This is a genomic window from Acidobacteriota bacterium, from assembly GCA_012729555.1.
Lineage (GTDB): Bacteria > Acidobacteriota > UBA6911 > UBA6911 > UBA6911 > UBA6911.
The window spans coordinates 48,980-67,888 of sequence record JAAYCX010000015.1; the positions used below are offsets into that span (position 1 = coordinate 48,980).

An 18,909-nucleotide genomic window follows, 5' to 3' on the forward strand; every position below is an offset into this window, starting at 1 on the left:
AGACAGGATCCCACCTCATGCCCCAACTCTCTTCCCGAAAGACCTTCACCCTCGCGGCCGGAGACTGGACCCTCGGGCTGGGGGAGCGGACCCTGGTCATGGGTATCCTCAACGTCACCCCCGATTCCTTCTCGGACCGGGGAGCGCATTTCGAGATCGAGGCCGCCGTCCGGAGGGCGTGGCAGATCGCCGAGGAGGGGGCGGACATCCTCGACATCGGCGGGGAGTCCACCCGCCCCGGGTCCCAGGGGGTCGACACGGAGGAGGAGCTCCGGAGGGTGATCCCCGTGCTCGAGGCCCTGGCCCGGGGGCCCGGGTACCCCATCCCGGTCTCCGTGGACACCTCCAAGGCGCGCGTAGCGCGCGAGGCGCTCCAGTGCGGCGCCGCCGTCATCAACGACATCACCGCGCTCGACAACGACCCCGCCATCGCGGAGGAAGTCGCCGCGCGGGGGGCCGCCCTGGTCCTGATGCACATGCGGGGGAAACCCTCCAACATGCAGGCGCTTCCGCCAAGCCCCGATATTCTCGGGGAGATCGACCGCTGGGCCCGGGAAGCGGTTGCGCGGGCCGAAGCCGGTGGTGTATCCTCAGACAAGGTGATCCTGGATCCCGGGATAGGGTTCGGGAAAACGGCGACCCAGAACATCGAGATCATAGTGAATCTCCCCCGGCTTGCGGCCGCGGGATTTCCCGTCCTCGTCGGAACGTCGCGAAAATCGTTCATCGGTTCCATCGTAAAAAAAACCGCGGAAGAACGGGTCCCGGGAACCTGTGCGACGGTGGCGGCCTCCATCCTTTACGGGGCGCACATCGTGCGCGTGCATGACGTCGCCGCCGCCCGGGATGTCGCCGATGTCACCGACGCGATCGCGAGGGCCGCGGGGCGGACGCCGGAAGCAGGCTGAAACAGGCCCTCTCCAGAACATTTTCCGGGGGTGACGCGGTTTCATGGATTTCATACCGGGATTTTTCCAGTCTACGCCGGTTTCGGTGCGGGATCTCGTGGATGTCGCACTGGTCGCCTATATCCTCTACCGGTTCCTCCTGCTCATGAAGGGGACCCGGGGCGTACAGATGACGTTCGGCATCGTCGTCCTGCTCGGCTTCTACTGGGTCATCCGGTTCTACAACCTGACGGCGGTGGAATGGCTGCTTTCGAACATCCTCACCTATATCGTCTTCGCCATCATCGTGCTCTACCAGAGTGAAATCCGGAGGGCCCTGGCCGGCATCGGGAAGACCTCAATCTGGGGGCGCAACCGGGACCGGGGCGGAAGCGGGTTCGACGAGATCGTCCAGGCCTCGACCAACCTGGCGTCCCGCCGTATCGGCGCCCTGATCATCATCGAGCGTGAAATCGGCCTCAGGAACTACGTCGAGAGCGGCATCACCCTGGACGCCGTCATCACCTACGACCTGCTGGTCACCATCTTCAATCCCAACACCCCCCTGCATGACGGCGCCGTCATCGTGCAGAAGAACCGGATCCTGGCGGCCGGGTGCTTCCTGCCGCTCACCCTGGACCCGCACCTCAGCAACGAACTGGGAACGAGGCACCGGGCGGCCATCGGCATCACCGAGGAAACCGACGCCGTCGCCGTGGTCGTGTCCGAGGAGACGGGGACGATTTCGCTCGCCATCGGGGGGAACATCACCCGCAACTACGACGGCCCGGGACTGCGCGCCGCGCTCTCCGCCGCCGTCGAGGGGAAAACGGAAGGCCGAGGCTCCGATCCGGGCCCGAAGCCGCGCCGGGAAGCACCATGAAAAGGACCTTTCGGGAATACGCACTGGAAAACTGGAGCCTGAAGGCCACCGCCACTTTCCTGGCCCTGGTCCTGTGGCTCTTCGTCCGGGGGGAACCCGGCCCGGAGCGGGTGCTCGCGGTTCCCCTGGAGATCCGCGTCGCCCACCAGATGGAGATCGTCAACGAACGACCGACCACGGTCGAGGTGACGATGCGGGGCGCGCCCTTTTCCAACATGTGGTTCGGCAAGCTCCTCCCCTCCTGCGTCATCGATCTCGAGGGGGTCGGCGAGGGGGAGCACACCGTAGCCCTGACCCCGGAGCACGTGAAGGTGTCCAAGGGTTCCGGCATCCGGGTGCTGCAGGTCAGCCCCGCCCGGGTCTCCATCATCCTGGAAAAAACCATATCCCGGGAAGTGCCCGTCGTGGTGCCGGTGCTGGAATCCCCACCTGAGGGCTTCGAGGTGTACGGCAGGACCCTGAACCCCCCGACCGTCCTGATCTCCGGCCCGCGTTCACGGGTCGACTCCCTGAACGACATCCCGACCGAACCGATCTCCATCGGCGGCCAGACGCAGTCGGTCCGGTATTTCGCCAACCTGAGCATCGCCGACCGCCTGGTCCGCACGCCGGCCAGGAAGCCGGTCCAGGTCGACATCGCGATCGGTCCGCGCAGAAGGACCCACACCATCAACAACGTCGCGGTGGCCGCGGACAACGAGGCCTTTTCAGTGACCCCCGGGCATCTTTCGATTCAGATCCTCGCCCCCCCCGAGGTCATCGACAAAACGGGGGCCTCGAACTTCCGGGCCTCCGTCCGGACCGGGGTCCTCGATCCATCCAAACTCCCCGGGAGGGTGAAACCCTCCGTGCAGGTCCTGGACGATTTCGGCGGCGCCCTCGCCATCAAGGGGATCCACCCTCCGGAGGTCACGGTAAAACGCGGGAAGTAGCCGCCGGGGAGGTTCCGCCCGTCTTGTAGCCCGCGGGGGCATCTGCTATCCTCGATCTCGGCCATGATCTCTCATAAGTTGAAGACTCTCGAGGAACTGGTCCGGCTCCGGGCCGAACTGGGAAAATCGGGCCGGACCCTGGTCTTCACCAACGGCTGCTTCGATCTCCTGCACGTGGGACACGTGCGCATGCTCCATCGGGCCCGCTCCCTCGGGGACGTGCTGGTCGTGGCGATCAACAGCGATCGTTCGGTCCGGGAGATCAAGGGCCCGGCGCGGCCCGTCATGCCCGAGGCGGAACGGGCCGAGATCCTCTCCGCGCTCGAGCCGGTCGATTTTGTGGTCGTTTTCGACGAAGCCACCCCGGAGGCCGTCATCGACCTCCTGGTCCCGGACGTGCTGGCCAAGGGAGCCGACTGGAGTTCCGACTCGATCGTCGGGCGGGAACGGGTCGAGGGCTCCGGGGGGCGCGTCTGCCGCATCCCGCTGGCCGAGGGGGTCTCCACCACGGACATCATTCAAAGAGTTCTCGAGCGTTTCGGATAGGCGGGCGGTGATTCCTCTGAAGCGGATACTGGAAACGGCGCTGCAAAGCGGAGCGTTCGAGCGGCTGGAGGGGGCGCTCGGCCGGGGCGAGGGCTCCGCCACCGTCTCGGGAGCGGCCGGAGGGGCGAAAGCGCTGGTCCTCGCCGGGGCGGCGCTTCGCGGGCGGCGCCCGCTCGCCGTCATCACCTCCTCCGGAGCCGAGGCGCAGACCCTCGCCGAGGAGCTCCGCTTCTTCCTCGACCTGCTCGCCCCCGCGCCGCCCGAGGTCGTCCATCTTCCCGAACTCGAAGTCGATCCCTACCGGGGGCTCTCCCCCCACCCCGAGATCGCCGCCGCCCGCGCCCGGGCGCTCTGGCGCCTGCTCCAGGACACCCCCGCGGTCCTGGTCGCCTCGGCAAAGGCTGCGGCGGTCCGCATGCATTCGCCCGAGCGCTTCCTCGCCGGCTGCCTGTCGCTCGCCGAGGGGGAGGAACTCTCCCCGGAACTCGTGTGCGCCCATCTCAGGGAAGCCGGGTACCTGGAAGACGATCCCGTGACCGATCCGGGGGAATTCTCCCTCAGGGGGGGGATCCTGGACCTCTTCCCGCCGAACCTGGATCGGCCGGTCCGACTGGAGTTCTTCGGGGACCAGATCGATTCCATGCGCCTGTTCGACCCCGATTCGCAGCGGTCCACCGCCAGGGCCGGGGCGCTCCAGGTCGTCCCGATGAGGGAGTACTGCCCGGGGCCCGGGCGGCTCAGGCGCTGGGCGGAAGAAGCCCCCGCCCTCTGGAGAGCCCCCTTTCTGCCCCACCTCGAGGAGGAGCTGGCGCTGGCGCGCCACGGGGAGCCTTTCCCCGCCTTCGAGTTTCTCCTGCCGGCCGTGGATCCGCTCCAGCACACCCTTTTCGACTACGTCCGCGGATCCCGCCTCGCCCTGGTCGAGCCCGAGGCGGTGCGCCACGCGCTCGAGCGGCATCACGCCGCCCTGTACGAGCGTTTCGTGGACCGGACGGAGGCACAGAAGCCCGTGCTCGCCCCTGAGCGGCTCTCCGTCGCGGTCGACGATTTCTTCGCCGGGCTCGAGAGCTTCGACCGGCTCGAACTGGAGGAGCTCGGCGTCGCGGGACCCGAAGCCTCCCGGATCTACGTCTCATCCCAGCCGACACGCAGATATCACGGCAACATCCGGGAGCTGATCGCCGATATCGGGAAATTCCGCGCCGCGGGGGAAACCCTCGCCTTCGTGCTCTCGAACCTCGGGCGCGCGGAGCGCCTCCACGACATCCTGAAGGAATACGATATCCCCGCCCGCCTCTGCCGCCCCGGCGGGGAGGAGCCGGAGGCTCCCGGGGGCGGCGTCCTCGTCGGCACGGGCGCCCTGCACGCGGGTTGCTTCCTGCCGGCGTCGAACCTTCGCCTGCTGGCCGGCCAGGACGTTTTCGACGAGGCCGACATCGGGCTGGGGCCCAAAAAAATCAAGTCCGCCCGACGCAGCCTCTTCATTTCCGATTTCCGCGACCTGAAGCCGGGGGATTACGTCGTCCACGTGGATCACGGTATCGGCATGTTCCAGGGGCTGCAGTCGATCGGGCTCCAGGAGGGGGCCAAGGAATTCGTCCTGCTGACCTACCAGAACGACGCCCGGCTCTACGTCCCGGTCGAGCGGCTCGACCTGATCCAGAAATACAGCAGCATGGGGGGCACACGCCCGACCCTCGACCGGCTGGGGGGCACCAGCTGGGCGAGGACCAAGACCCGCATCAAGAAATCGATGCGGGACATGGCGGAAGAGCTCCTCGAGCTCTACGCCCAGCGCCAGACGGTCTCCGGCTATGCCTTCGCCCCCGATACCGCCTGGCAGCGGGAGTTCGAGGACGCCTTCGAGTTCGAGCTGACCCGGGACCAGGCGGACGCCCTGGAGGCGGTGAAAACCGACATGGAGGCGCCGCGGCCGATGGACCGGCTGCTCTGCGGCGATGTCGGCTACGGCAAGACGGAGGTCGCCATGCGGGCGGCCTTCAAGGCCGTCATGGACGGGAAGCAGGTGGCCGTGCTCGCCCCCACGACCGTGCTGGCCTTCCAGCATTACAATACGCTGGTCGGGCGCTTCACCGCCTTCCCCGTGCGCATCCAGCTCCTGTCGCGCTTCCGCAGCCCCCGCGAGCAGAAGCAGATCCTCGAGGACCTGGAAACGGGCCAGGTCGACCTGGTCGTGGGAACGCACCGGCTCCTGTCCAGGGACGTGAAGTTCAAGGACCTGGGACTCGTCATCGTGGACGAGGAACAGCGCTTCGGCGTCACCCACAAGGAACGCCTGAAACGGCTGAAGACGCGGGTGGACGTGCTGACGCTCACGGCCACCCCTATCCCCAGGACGCTCAACATGGCGCTGCTGGGGATGCGGGACATGTCCACGATCGAGACCCCGCCCAAGAACCGGCTCGCCATCCAGACCTCGGTCCTCAAGTACAGCCCCGACGTCGTCCGCTCCGCCATCGAGATGGAGCTGGCCCGCAACGGCCAGGTGTACTACCTGCACAACCGGGTGGAGACCATCCACTCCGCGGCGGCGAAGGTACAGCAGCTCATCCCCGAGGCCAGGATAGGAGTGGCCCACGGCCAGATGAACGAACAGGAACTGGAGCGCATCATGCTCCGGTTCGTCCGCAACGAGCTGGACGTCCTGGTCGCCACAACCATCATCGAGAACGGGCTGGACATCCCGCGGGCCAACACCCTCATCGTGGACCGCGCCGACCTGTACGGCCTCTCGCAGCTCTACCAACTGCGCGGGCGCGTGGGCCGGAGCGACCGCCGGGCCTACGCCTATCTCCTCATCCCCTCCGACGAGGCCCTTTCGGAGGTCGCCCGCAAACGCCTGTCGGCCATCCGCGAGTTCAGCGACCTGGGAACCGGATTCCGCGTCGCTGCGCTGGACCTGGAGATCCGCGGCGCCGGCAACCTGCTGGGGGGGGAGCAGCACGGGCATATCGAGACCGTGGGCTTCGACCTCTACTGCCAGCTGCTGGAGCGGGCGGTGGAGGAACTGCGCGGGGAAAAGCCGGAGGAGGAGATCGCCGCCACCATCAACCTCAACCTCGACATCCGCATCCCGGAAACCTACATCGCCGATTCGGGCCAGCGGCTGAGAATGTACAAGCGGGTCTCCTCGGCCGACGGCACGGAAGAACTCGACGGTCTCCGGCAGGAGATGCGCGACCGCTTCGGCCAGTACCCCGAGCCGGTGGAAAACCTGTTCCGCTACGCCAGGCTGCGGCAGGAGATCCTCGCCCTGCAGATCCCGTCGGTCGAAAAAAACCGGGACCAGGTCTTCTTCCGCTTCGCGGACCACTCCCGGGTCGACGCGCAGAAGCTGCTCGCGATCGTCATGAGCAACCGCCGGGCGACCTTCTCGCCCCAGGGCCTGCTGACGCTCGACGTGCCCCGGCTCCCCCCGGCGCAGGTTTTCGACCGGATTCACGAAATCCTGGAGGAGATCCGGCTGTAGGGACGCTCAATCCGCTGTCCGTCCGGGGGATTTTGGGATAAAATGAAGGATTGAGGCTTTCATCGACTATAAAGGGCAACCGATATGAAGAAGTTCTCCGTCATCCTCCCCATCCTCCTCCTGCTCCCCCTTGCCCGATCGGGCACGGTGGACCGGATTCTGGCCAAGGTCAACGAGGAGATCATCACCCTGTCCGAACTCAACCGCCACATGGAGCCGGTCCGCAGGGAGTTGCGGTCCAAGCACTCCGGACGGGCGCTCGAGCAGGCCCTGGAAAAGGCGGAAAAGGGCACCCTGGACGCGCTGATCGAGGAGAAGCTCATCTACCAGAAGGCCGTGGAGCTGGAATACGAGGCCCACGCCGACGACAAGGTCGACGATTACATCCAGCGGGTCATGAAGGAAAACAACCTGAAGGACACGGACGAACTCGAGGAGGCCCTGGCACGCGAGGGGCAGAGCCTGAGGGAATACCGCGAGCTTCTCCTGAGGCAGATCATCACCGGCGAGCTGGTCAACGACTTCATCAACGCCCGGATCAGCCTTCTCACCCCGGAAATCGAGAAGTATTACAAGAACCACCTGGCCGAATACACCACTCCCGAGGAGATCACCCTCAGCGAGATCCTGATCACGGACGCCGGAGGGAGTACGGCCGCCGAGACCCGTGCGGAAGAGCTGTACCGGCGGCTCCGGCAGGGGGAACCGTTCGCCGCTCTGGCCAGCCAGTATTCCAAGGGTCCGACCGCGGACAAGGGGGGGAGCATCGGGACCTATCTCAGCGCCAAGCTCAATCCCGACACCGCCAAGGCCGTCGCCGGACTCGCTGAGGGAGAGGTTTCCAGGCCCTCGAAGCTGGAAGAGGGGTACGTGATCTACCGGGTGGACGCCCGCCGGGCGCCCGTGGTGCTTCCGCTGGAAGAGGTCAAAGAGGAGATCAAGAACAAGCTGTACCAGCAGAAGCGCAGCCCCGAATACGATCGTTTCATCGCCCAGCTCCGCGAAGAGGCCTACATCCAGATCTTCCCCGAAATGGAGTAGGTCGCAGCGGTCTGCCGGGAAGGGGGAGGGCTGCCAAGCCCGGCCCTAAACTTGAATCCTCAGCGCTTGAAAATCCCTGGCATCGCGGGAAGGGACCGCGAATTATTTTCGTGCGCCGAAAACCAAGTTTCAGGGCCAGAGCCTGGATTTTGAAAATACCACTGCCTTGGAAGCATATTCCATGCCAACCGCATCAACCGGGAACCGGAAATACATCTCCTTTTACTGCAATGCATTAACCAGAATCTGTCCCGAAATGCCCGAAATGGCGCCCCAGCATAATCCAAATATTTGGACAGACAAACGAAATTTTTGAAGCTCCCCGGAAGCACCGCCGGCCGAAACCGCCCGCCCGGAGATTTCGCGCGATCCGGGCCTTGACGCCCGTATCACACTTCGGTAGGATGATGTTTCGGTTTTTACATTTTTGTAATAGAGGCTCCATGCGCCGACAACCGTCCACCGAGACGCAGAGACTGGCCACCCTCCTGGAACTGAACCAGGCCCTTTCCGGCACCCTGAATCTCAAGCACTCGCTCCACCGGGCGCTGGAGATCCTGGAGAGCCGCCACGGGATGTTCCGCAGCGCGGTGACGCTCGAGAGGGCGGACGGCGGGCTGCACATCGAAGCCTCCAACGGGATCAGCGCCGAGGGGCAGCGGGCGCAATACCGCCTCGGTGAGGGAATCACCGGGCGCGTGGTCGAGAGCGGCAAACCCATCATCGTGCCGCAGGTGAGCAAGGAACCGATGCTGCTCAACCGCGCGGCCCAGCGGAAGGGGCTCCGGGAGGAATTGACCTACTTCTGCGTCCCGATCATGGTGGGACGGAAGACGGTGGGGGCTCTCGGGGTGGATATGCGCTTCAAGAAGGACCGCGACTACGACCGCACCGTCAAGTTCCTCCGCGTCATCGCGGGCATCATCGGACAGGCCGTGAGGGTGGAAGGGCTCGTGCAGGCCGAAACCCGGAAGCTCGTGGCGGAAAACACCCAGCTGCGGGAGGAACTGCGCGAGCGCTACGATTTCTCCAACATGGTGGGGAGCAGCGGCAGCATGCGCCAGGTCTACGAGCAGATCGTCCAGGTCGCGGGAACGAGCACCTCGGTGCTGATCCGGGGCGAATCGGGCACCGGGAAGGAGCTGATCGCCCACGCCATTCACTACAATTCGCCCCGGGCCAAGAAGCCCTTCATCAAGGTCAGCTGCGCCGCCCTGCCCGACACGCTGATCGAATCGGAGCTTTTCGGCTATGAAAAAGGCGCCTTCACCGGGGCCCACGCGCGCAAGCCGGGGCGCCTGGAGATGGCGGAGGGAGGCACCCTCTTTCTCGACGAGATCGGCGACCTGAACCCGACGACCCAGGTGAAGCTCCTGCGCGTCATCCAGGAACGGGAGTTCGAGCGGCTCGGCGGCACGGAAACCATCAAGATCAAGGCCCGGCTGATCACGGCGACCAACAAGGACCTCGAGAAGGCGATCTCCGAGGGGACTTTCCGCGAAGACCTCTACTACCGCCTGAACGTATTCAGCATCTTCATCCCCCCGCTGAGGGAGCGCAAGCCCGACGTCATGGCGCTCACCGATTTCTTCCTGGAGAAGTACACCAAGGAACACACCAAGAACATCCGGCGCATCTCCACCCCGGCCATCGACATGCTGATGAGCTACCATTGGCCCGGAAACGTCCGCGAACTGGAAAACACCATCGAACGGGCGGTGCTGGTCTGCGACGGCAACGTCATCCACGCGCATCACCTCCCCCCGACGCTCCAGACCGCCGAGGCCAGCGAAACCGTAGTCAAGGTGTCGCTCGGAGACGCCGTCGCCTCCTACGAGAAGGACCTCATCCTGGACGCCCTGAAGACGACACGGGGCAACTGCAGCCGCGCCGCCCGCTTGATGAGCACGACGGAGCGCGTCCTGAATTACAAGGTCAAAAAATACGCGATTGATTGCGGTCGGTTCCGCAAGTAATTTTTTATGGGGGACCGGGAGGGCCGGGGAGGACCCGGGTTCCGGCGGTCCTGTGTCTTACTGGACAGAAAGGGTTCGCTCCAATGAAAGAGCCTTACGGCAGCGGGGGCACTCCGGAAAAGCAGGGGCTGTACGACCCGGCGTTTGAACGGGACGCCTGCGGCCTCGGATTCATCGCCAGCATCAAGGGGGTGCCGTCGCACGACATCATCCTGAAGGGGATCCAGATTCTGGTCAACCTGCAGCACCGGGGGGCCAGCGGCAGCGACCCCGTGACCGGGGACGGGGCCGGGCTCCTGATCCAGATCCCGCACGCGTTTTTCGAGCGCGAGTGCGCCTCCTGCGGGTTCACCCTTCCCCTGCCGGGCGAATACGGCGTCGGCATGATGTTCCTCCCGGTGGAGCGGCACCAGAGGCTGATGTGCGAGGGAATCGTCGAGCGCGTCATCCGCGAGGAGGGGCTCCACCTCCTGGGGTGGAGAGACACCCCCCTGTCGGCCGGCGCCATCGGCCGAGTCGCCCGCGCCACCCAGCCCTACATCGAGCAGGTTTTCATCCGGCGCGCCCCCGGGATGGACCCCGGGTCGCTGGAGCGCCGGCTGTACATCGTCCGCAAGCGGATCGAAGCCGAGGTGGACCGGTCGGACCTGCGCGACCGGCACTCTTTCGGGATCCCGTCCCTCTCCTCGAGGACCATCGTCTACAAGGGACTCCTGCTGGCCACCCAGATCGGCGATTTCTACCGGGAACTGGCCGATCCCCTCACCGAGAGCGCCCTCTGCCTGGTGCACCAGCGCTTCAGCACCAACACCTTCCCCGCCTGGAAGCTGGCCCACCCGTTCCACATGCTCTGCCACAACGGGGAGATCAACACCCTGAAGGGGAACCTGGGGTGGATGGAGGCGCGGCAGTCGATCCTGGCCTCCCCCCTGTTCGGGGAGGAGATCGGGAAGCTGTTCCCGGTGGCGATGCCCGGGGGGAGCGACTCGGCCATCCTGGACAACGTGCTGGAACTGCTGGTGATGTCCGGGCGCAGCCTGCCCCACGCCATGGCGATGCTGGTGCCCGAGGCCTGGGACGGGGACGACACCATGCCGGCGCACAAAAAGGCCTTCTACGAATACCACGCCTCCCTGATGGAACCGTGGGACGGGCCCGCGGCCATCGCCTTCACCGACGGCCGCGTGATCGGGGCGACGCTCGACCGCAACGGCCTGCGGCCCGCCCGCTACGTCGTCACGAGCGACGACATGGTGGTCATGGCTTCGGAGGCGGGGGTGCTCCCCGCCCGGCCCGAGGAGACCCGGCTCAAGGGCCGGCTCCAGCCCGGCCGGATGCTGCTCGTGGACATGGAGGAGGGGCGCATCATCCCCGACGCCGAACTCAAGGACCGGCTGGCCCGCCGGCGCCCCTACGCCGAGTGGCTCCGGGAGAACCAGACGACGATCGACGACCTTCCCGATCCGCCGCGGTGGCATCCCACCGAGTTCGCATCGATCCTCCAGAGGCAGCGGGAGTTCGGATACACCCACGAGGAGCTCCGCAGGATCCTCTCGCCGATGGCGTCCGAGGGGCAGGAGCCCGTGGGCTCGATGGGAATCGACACCCCGCTGGCCTGCCTGTCCGACCGGCCCCAGCTGCTGTTCAACTACTTCAAGCAGCAGTTCGCCCAGGTGACCAACCCCGCCATCGATCCGATCCGGGAGGAACTGGTGATGTCGCTCACGAGCTTCATCGGGGTCGAGCGCAACCTCCTCGAGGAAACCCCCCGGCACTGCCATACCCTGAAGCTCGGCCACCCGATCCTGACCAACCACGATCTCGAAAAACTGCGCCGCCTTTCCTGGGGTGATTTCCTGGCCACCACCCTCCCGATGTTCTTCCGCGTCGGCGGCGGGGGGGGGGAACTCGAAAGGGCCCTGACCGGGTTGTGCCGGCGCGCTTCCCTGGCGATCGAGTCCGGGTACACGATGCTGATCCTCTCCGACCGCGGGATCGAGGAAGACTATGCCCCCATCCCCAGCCTGCTCGCCCTGACCGCGGTCCACAACCACCTGATCCGCGAAAAGACCCGGACCCAGGTGGCCCTCATCGTGGAATCGGGGGAGCCCCGGGAGGTGATGCATTTCGCCCTCCTGCTGGGATACGGCGCCAGCGCCGTGAACCCCTACCTGGCGCTGGAATCGATCGAGGATCTCCACCGGCGCGGATGGCTGCCGGAGGGGCTCCAGCCCGCGGCGGCGATCGCCCGGTACGAAAAGGCCGTGAACAAGGGGCTGCTGAAGGTCCTGTCCAAGATGGGGATCTCGACGCTGCAGAGTTACCAGGGGGCCCAGGCTTTCGAGGCGATCGGGCTCGACCGGTCGGTCATCGAGCGCTATTTCACCGGCACCCCTTCGAGAATCGAGGGGGTCGGGCTCGACGTGCTCGCCGACGAGGTCAAGACCAGGCACGATTTCGCCTTCCGGGCCACCTCCGACTCCGAGGCGGAGCTCGAAATGGGCGGGGAATACCACTACAGGACCGGGGGGGAATACCATTCTTTCAACCCCGAGACCATCTCCAGCCTGCAGCACTCGGTGCGCTCGTCGAATTATGAAAAATACCGGGAGTTCTCCCGCCTCATCAACGATCAGAGCCGCCGGCGCTCGACGCTGCGGGGGCTGATGAAGCTCAGGAAGGCGGCGCACGCGCTCCCCATCGAAAAGGTCGAGCCGGCGAGCGAGATCGTCCGTCGCTTCGCCACGGGAGCCATGTCCTACGGCTCCATCAGCAAGGAAACCCACGAAACCCTGGCCATCGCCATGAACCGGATCGGCGCCCGCTCCAACACGGGGGAGGGGGGGGAGGACGAAGCCCGCTTCCTCAAGGACCCGGACGGCGACTGGCGCCGGAGCGCCATCAAGCAGGTGGCCTCGGGCCGTTTCGGCGTCACCGCCCATTACCTGGTCAACGCCGAGGAGCTCCAGATCAAGGTGGCCCAGGGGGCCAAGCCCGGCGAAGGGGGACAACTCCCGGGGCACAAGGTCGACGAGGTGATCGCCCGGGTGCGCCACTCCACCCCCGGGGTGCAGCTGATCTCCCCCCCCCCGCACCACGACATCTACTCCATCGAGGACCTCGCACAGCTGATCTACGACCTGAAGAACGTCAACCCGCAGGCGCGCATCTCGGTGAAGCTGGTGGCCGAGGTCGGGGTCGGCGTGGTCGCGGCGGGGGTGGCCAAGGCGCACGCCGACGTCATCCTGATCAGCGGCCACGACGGCGGCACGGGGGCCTCCCCTCTGACCTCCATCCGGCATTCGGGAATCCCGTGGGAACTGGGGCTGGCGGAAGCCCAGCAGGTCCTGGTCATCAACGACCTGCGCAGCCGCGTAAGGCTGCAGACCGACGGCAAGCTGCAGACGGGGCGGGACGTGGTCGTCGCCGCCCTGCTCGGGGCCGAGGAATTCGGCTTCTCGACCGCGCCCCTGGTGGCCCTGGGCTGCGTCATGATGCGCAAGTGCCACCTCAACACCTGCCCCGTCGGCATCGCCACCCAGGACCCCCGGCTGCGCCGGAAATTCAAGGGTCAGCCGGAGCACGTCATCAACTACTTCTTCTTCGTGGCGGAGGAGGTGCGGGAGCTGATGGCCGAAATGGGGTTCGCCACCCTGGACGAGATGATCGGCCGCGTGGACATGCTCGACATCCAGGAATCGATCGACCACTGGAAGGCGAAGGGGCTCGATTTCTCCTCCATCTTCTACAACCCGCCGGTCCCGGGGAGGGTCGGCCGTCGCTGCCTCTCCCGGCAGGATCACGGCCTGGACCAGGCGCTGGACTACACCCTGATCGACCATGCGCGCGAGGCTCTCGAAACCGGCGTTCCCGTAGGGATGAAGCTGCCGGTCCGCAACACCCACCGCACCGTGGGCGCCATGCTGAGCGGCGAAATCGCCCGGCGCCACGGGTCGGCGGGACTCCCGGACGACACGATCCGCGTCCATTTCTCCGGCTCCGCGGGACAGAGTTTCGGGGCCTTCCTGGCCCACGGGATCACCCTCACGCTCGAAGGGGACGCCAACGATTACGTCGGCAAGGGGCTCTCCGGCGGGAGGATCGTCGTCTACCCCCCCGGGGGGTCCGCGTTCGCCCCGGAGGAGAGCATCATCATCGGCAACGTGGCCCTGTACGGGGCCACCGGGGGGGAGGCTTTTTTCAACGGCATGGCGGGGGAACGCTTCGCGGTCCGCAATTCGGGCGCCGTCGCCGTGGTGGAGGGGGTCGGCGACCACGCCTGCGAATACATGACGCGCGGGACCGTCGTCGTCCTGGGGGAGACCGGGAGGAATTTCGCCGCCGGCATGACGGGCGGCCTCGCCTACGTGCTCGATGAAAACGGCACCTTCGGCGCCACCCGCTGCAACCGCGCGGGCGTGGACCTGGTCCCCATGGACGCGGCGGACACGGAGCTTGTCCGGGGCCTCGTCGAGCGGCACCGGGAATTGACCGGAAGCCCGCGCGCCGGGCGCATCCTCGGGGAGTGGGACTCGCTCGCCCCGAAATTCGTCAAGGTGTTCCCGCACGAGTACAGGAGGGCCCTCGCCGGGGGGGCCGAAGCGCAGGACGGGCAAAGGGAGGAGATCCATGGGTAAGGCAACGGGATTCCTGGAATATGAACGCACTACCGCCCCGAGGCGGCCGGTCGCGGAGCGCGTCCGGGACTTCTTTCCCGTCTACCAGGGCCTCCCCGAGGAGGAACTGGAGATCCAGGGGGCGCGCTGCATGGATTGCGGCGTTCCCTTCTGCCACTGGGGGTGCCCCCTGGGCAACCTCATCCCCGACTGGAACGACACGGTCTACCGCGGCCGCTGGCGGGACTCCATCCGCGCGCTCCACAGCACGAACAACTTCCCCGAATTCACCGGAACGGTCTGCCCCGCCCCGTGCGAGGCCGCCTGCGTGCTGGGGATCAACGAACCGGCGGTGAGCATCAAGACGATCGAGAACGCCATCGTCGAACGCGCGTTCCGGGAGGGGTGGATCCGCCCGGAACCCCCGGAAATCCGGAGCGGACGGCGCGTGGCCGTCATCGGGTCGGGGCCGGCGGGGCTCGCGGCGGCGCAGCAACTCAACCGCGCGGGGCACGCCGTCGTCGTCTTCGAGAAGGCGGACCGCATCGGCGGCCTGCTGCGCTACGGGATCCCCGACTTCAAGCTGGACAAGGACATCATCGACCGCCGGCTGGAACAGCTCCGGGAGGAGGGGATTGCGTTCGAGACCGGCGTCCATGTCGGCGTGGACGTGCCGCTCGAGGGGCTGCGCCGGAAATTCGACGCGCTCCTGCTCGCCGGGGGGGCGGAGCGGCCGAGGGACCTCACGCTTCCCGGCCGGGAACTCGGGGGGATCCATTTCGCCATGGACTTCCTCGTCCGGCAGAACCGCCGCTCGGCCGGCGACCGCGTCGACCCGGGGGACGACATCCAGGCCACCGGGAAGCGGGTGGTGATCCTGGGAGGAGGGGACACGGGCGCGGACTGCCTCGGGACCTGCCACCGCCAGCGGGCGCTCTCCGTCCACCAGATCGAAATTCTCCCGGAACCCCCGGTGGAAAGGGCGCCCGAGACCCCCTGGCCCCTCTGGCCCCGGATGCTGCGCACCGAAAGCTCGCACGAGGAGGGGGGGGTGCGCCTTTGGGGCGCCGCCACCACCCGTTTCAGCGGGGACTCCCGGGGAAAGGTGACGCACCTGCACGCCGTCCGGGTGGGGGCGCCCCCCCGGTTCGATCCGGTCGCGGGCTCCGACTTCACCCTCGAGGCGGATCTCGTCCTGCTGGCGCTGGGGTTCACGGGGGCGGCGCCCAACCCGATGTTCGAGGAAACCGGCATCGGACTGGACGGTCGGGGAAGCATCGCAACGAATGAGGCCCTCATGACGACCGTCCCCGGAATCTTCGCCGCGGGGGACATGCAGGGCGGGCAGTCCCTGGTGGTCCGGGCCATCGCGGAGGGGCGCCGCGCGGCCGAGGCCGTCGACCGCTACCTCGGGCGGCTCACGGGCAGGCGCTGACCGGGGAGCGCACCCGGGGGCCTCGCCCCCGGGGCGTCACCCGATTCCGCTCAGGCGGCCGGGTCGGGAAAGGAGCGGCAGGCGGCGTCGTAATCCTTCCACCAGCCTTCGAGCAGATCCATGTTGGCCAGCCGGGGCTGGTCTCCATCGCCGGCGATTTTCATGTATTCGCGCAGCACCGGCTGGAAATGGGGGTGCGCGCACTTTGAAATGATGTCCTCCGCGCGGCGCCGCGCCGAACGGATCTCGGTGTTCAGGGCGAACCCCTGCTCGGTCACCACGCAATGGATGTCATGCTCCGTGTGGTCGATGTGGCGCACGTAGGGGAGCACGCAGCTGACGACCCTCCCGTCCCTCAGGCGCCGGACCGAGGGGGTGTGGACGATGCTGAGATAGGCGTGCCGGAAGAAATCGCCGCTTCCGCCGAGGCCGTTGACCACCCGGGAGCCGTCGATATGGGTCGAATTGACGTGACCGTAGATATCGACCTCGATCGGGGTGTTCATGGCGATCACGAACAGGCGCGTGATCATCTCCGCGTTGTTCGACATCCACATCGGGCGCAGGACCACCTTTTCCCGGCACCGGGTGAAGAGGCGCATGAACTCCTGGCGCTTGTCCTCCGAGAAGGAGACGGCGGTCGCCGACGCGTGATCGAATTTCTCGTCGTCCTCGACGTAGCGCATCATCCCGTCCTGGAACACCTCGGTCCAGAAGCGGATCTTCTTGAACGGGGATTTGTAGAGTTCCCCGACGATGGCATTGGCCACGTTGCCGACCCCCGATTGGATGGGGGGGAGGCGGCTGCCCCAGTGGAACGTCTTGTGGCAGTACATGAGGAACTCGATGACGTTCTGGGCGATCCGGGTCTCGGTTTCGGTCGTCGGCTTGAAGCTGACCGGGAAATCGGGCTTCTCGGAATGGATGATGGCCGCCACCCTGCTCTTGTCGATCTCCACGTAGGGAAGGCCGACGCGGTCGCCCACGTTGACGATGGGGATGGGCCAGCCCACCTTCGGGTGGACGCTCGGGAGAGCGATATCGTGAAACCCGGTGTAATCGGGGATCGCCGTGTTCACCTCGAGGATGATCTTCTTCGCGATGGTCAGGGCTTCCGCCGACACCCCGACAGAACCGGACAGGACCACGCTGCCGTCGGGACGGATACGGGAGACCTCCACCACCGCGAGATCGATCCCGCCGTAAAACCCGTAGATCAGGTTCCGGGCGAAGGAGGAGAGGTGGACGTCGGTGAAGTCCATCTCCCCGGAATGGATCAGCTTCCGGGAGGCCTTGGAGGACATGTACGGGCCGCGCTTTCCCACGTACGAGGAGATCGGTCCCTCCACGTCCTCCGAAAGCGAGGCCCCGCTGAAGAGGCCGATCCTGGTCTTGGGCGCGTACTGCGCCAGGTGGCGGGCCAGGGCGGGGATGAAGGTTTTGGGTTCCCCCGTCTTGGTGAACCCGCTGATGGCGATTTTCGAGCGGTCCCCGACGAACCTGACCGCCTCTTCCACCGGCATCAGCTTATCCAGCAACTCCCTGCACTGCACACGCTCGGTCAGTAGTGACATGATCTGCTCCAACGAATTCCCCACGCGACGGAAACGCGGCCCTTCCGGCGGAGGCGGAAACGGTCGGAACCGCCCCTGGAAGGAGGCGGCCCGCAGCCGGGCGCCGTCCTGTTCCGAAACATGAGTATCTCACATTCTGGCTGAGGTATAAAGCCGGGCGGAACGGGACCTCAAGCACACCCTCGCGGCCCGGCCCATCGCCGGCCGCGGGCTCCGGCGGGCGCCTGTCTCCCAAACCGTCACCGGCCGAATTGTACCCGGCCCGGCCCCCAAGTCAAGGCCAAACCGGCCCCGCCGCCCGGCCGGGAAACGCCGGCGGCCGAAAAATCGATTTCTCGCCTGTTTCCCGGAAGGGGTTAGTGGCATCATTGGAATTTCGCGCCGGGGTTTGGATCCCGGCTCAAAATGGAATACGATCTGGTTTTCGTGGAGGAGACGACAGATGGCGCGCATACATAATTTCAACGCAGGCCCGGCGGCGATGCCGCTGGAAGTCATCGAGAAGGCCCGGGAGGAACTGACCGACCTGGGGGGCATCGGCATGTCGGTCATGGAGATCTCCCACCGCTCCAGGGAGTTCCAGGCCATCGTGGACGGCGCCGAGGCCGGGATCCGACGCCTGATGAAGGTGCCCGAAGACTACGCCGTGCTCTTCCTCCAGGGGGGGGCCAGCCTCCAGTTCGCCATGCTCCCGCTGAACCTGCGCAGGCCGGGGAAAAGCGCCGACTACGTCGACACCGGGAGCTGGGCCACCCGCGCCGTCAAGGAAGCCCGGATCACGGGACCCGTCAACGTGGCCTGGAGCGGGAAAGCCGACCGCTATGCCCGGATCCCCGGCCCCGCGGAGCTGCGGCTCCTCCCGGACGCGGAGTACGTCCACATCTGCTCCAACGAAACCATAGGCGGCATCCGCTGGACCCGGTTTCCCGAAACGGAAGCCCCGCTCGTCGTGGACATGTCGAGCGACATCCTCTCGCGCGAGGTCGACATCACCCGGATGGCCGTCGCCTACGCAGGCGCCCAGAAGAACCTGGGGCCGTCGGGCCTCGCGGTCGTGATCCTCCGCCGGGACCTCGCCCAGCGCGTGCCGGAGAACGTCCCCCTCTTCTTCCGCTACACGACCCACATCGCCGACGGCAGCCTGTACAACACCCCGAACACGTGGGCCATCTACATGCTCAAGCTAACGTGCGAATGGATGGAAGCGCGGGGAGGGGTGGCGGCGATGGAGCGGGAAAACGAACGGAAGGCGGCCACCCTCTACCAGGTGCTCGATTCCAGCGACTTCTGGAACTCCCCCGTCGAGGCGGAGAGCCGCTCCATCATGAACGTCGTCTGGCGTCTCGGCACGGAGGAGCTGGAGGCGCGCTTCATCGCCGAAACCAAGGCGGCGGGGATGGTGGGCCTCAAGGGGCACCGGTCGGTCGGCGGCATCCGGGCCAGCATCTACAACGCCGTACCGGCGGCTTCGGTCGAGGCGCTGGCGGAGTTCATGCGCGAATTCGAGCGGAAAAACGGGTAGTCGCCCG

At 66.4% G+C, this 18,909-nt stretch carries 11 protein-coding genes; 10 read left to right on the plus strand and 1 reads right to left on the minus strand.

Annotated elements, in window-relative coordinates; translation table 11 throughout:
* Window positions 1-17 precede the first annotated feature (17 nt).
* The 9 genes from folP (at window position 18) to GXY47_04535 (ending at window position 15,806) form a co-directional block, all read left to right on the plus strand.
* Window positions 18-908: a dihydropteroate synthase gene (gene folP, locus GXY47_04495; GenBank protein NLV30395.1), complete on the plus strand. Its 891-nt coding sequence runs from the start codon at window positions 18-20 to the stop codon at window positions 906-908.
* A gap of 43 nt (window positions 909-951) precedes the next feature.
* The gene (locus tag GXY47_04500) at window positions 952-1,770 is read left to right on the plus strand and encodes a TIGR00159 family protein (protein NLV30396.1); all 819 of its coding nucleotides are present in this window, start codon (window positions 952-954) and stop codon (window positions 1,768-1,770) included.
* Entirely contained in the window at window positions 1,767-2,702 is a 936-nt protein-coding gene (locus tag GXY47_04505; protein ID NLV30397.1) for a hypothetical protein, read from the plus strand. The genes GXY47_04500 and GXY47_04505 overlap by 4 nt, the downstream gene beginning before the upstream one ends.
* A 63-nt stretch (window positions 2,703-2,765) precedes the next feature.
* Window positions 2,766-3,248 (plus strand): D-glycero-beta-D-manno-heptose 1-phosphate adenylyltransferase, encoded by a 483-nt coding sequence (gene rfaE2 / locus GXY47_04510; protein NLV30398.1) that lies wholly within the window; start codon window positions 2,766-2,768, stop codon window positions 3,246-3,248.
* A 7-nt stretch (window positions 3,249-3,255) separates the two neighbouring features.
* Window positions 3,256-6,738 carry a transcription-repair coupling factor gene (gene mfd / locus GXY47_04515; protein NLV30399.1) on the plus strand — a complete coding sequence of 1,161 codons (3,483 nt, stop codon included), beginning with the start codon at window positions 3,256-3,258 and terminating at the stop codon, window positions 6,736-6,738.
* 84 nt (window positions 6,739-6,822) lie between these two features.
* Window positions 6,823-7,779, plus strand: a complete 957-nt coding sequence (locus GXY47_04520) for a hypothetical protein (GenBank protein NLV30400.1) — start codon at window positions 6,823-6,825, stop codon at window positions 7,777-7,779.
* Between the two features lie 443 nt (window positions 7,780-8,222).
* Window positions 8,223-9,755 (plus strand): sigma 54-interacting transcriptional regulator, encoded by a 1,533-nt coding sequence (locus GXY47_04525; GenBank protein NLV30401.1) that lies wholly within the window; start codon window positions 8,223-8,225, stop codon window positions 9,753-9,755.
* Between the two features lie 83 nt (window positions 9,756-9,838).
* Entirely contained in the window at window positions 9,839-14,392 is a 4,554-nt protein-coding gene (gene gltB, locus GXY47_04530) for a glutamate synthase large subunit (protein NLV30402.1), read from the plus strand.
* On the plus strand, window positions 14,385-15,806 hold the full coding sequence (locus GXY47_04535; protein ID NLV30403.1) for a glutamate synthase subunit beta: 1,422 nt from the start codon (window positions 14,385-14,387) through the stop codon (window positions 15,804-15,806). Before gltB ends, GXY47_04535 begins: the two co-directional genes overlap by 8 nt.
* A gap of 50 nt (window positions 15,807-15,856) precedes the next feature.
* Here the strand turns inward: GXY47_04535 and GXY47_04540 are convergent, their stop codons facing one another.
* Complete coding sequence (locus GXY47_04540) at window positions 15,857-17,383, minus strand: acetyl-CoA hydrolase (GenBank protein ID NLV30404.1); 1,527 nt, start codon at window positions 17,381-17,383, stop codon at window positions 15,857-15,859.
* A gap of 439 nt (window positions 17,384-17,822) precedes the next feature.
* Here GXY47_04540 and serC point away from each other — a divergent pair, with 439 nt between their 5' ends.
* Window positions 17,823-18,902, plus strand: coding sequence for a 3-phosphoserine/phosphohydroxythreonine transaminase (gene serC, locus GXY47_04545; GenBank protein NLV30405.1), 1,080 nt, complete (start codon window positions 17,823-17,825; stop codon window positions 18,900-18,902).
* The last annotated feature ends 7 nt before the right edge of the window (window positions 18,903-18,909 follow it).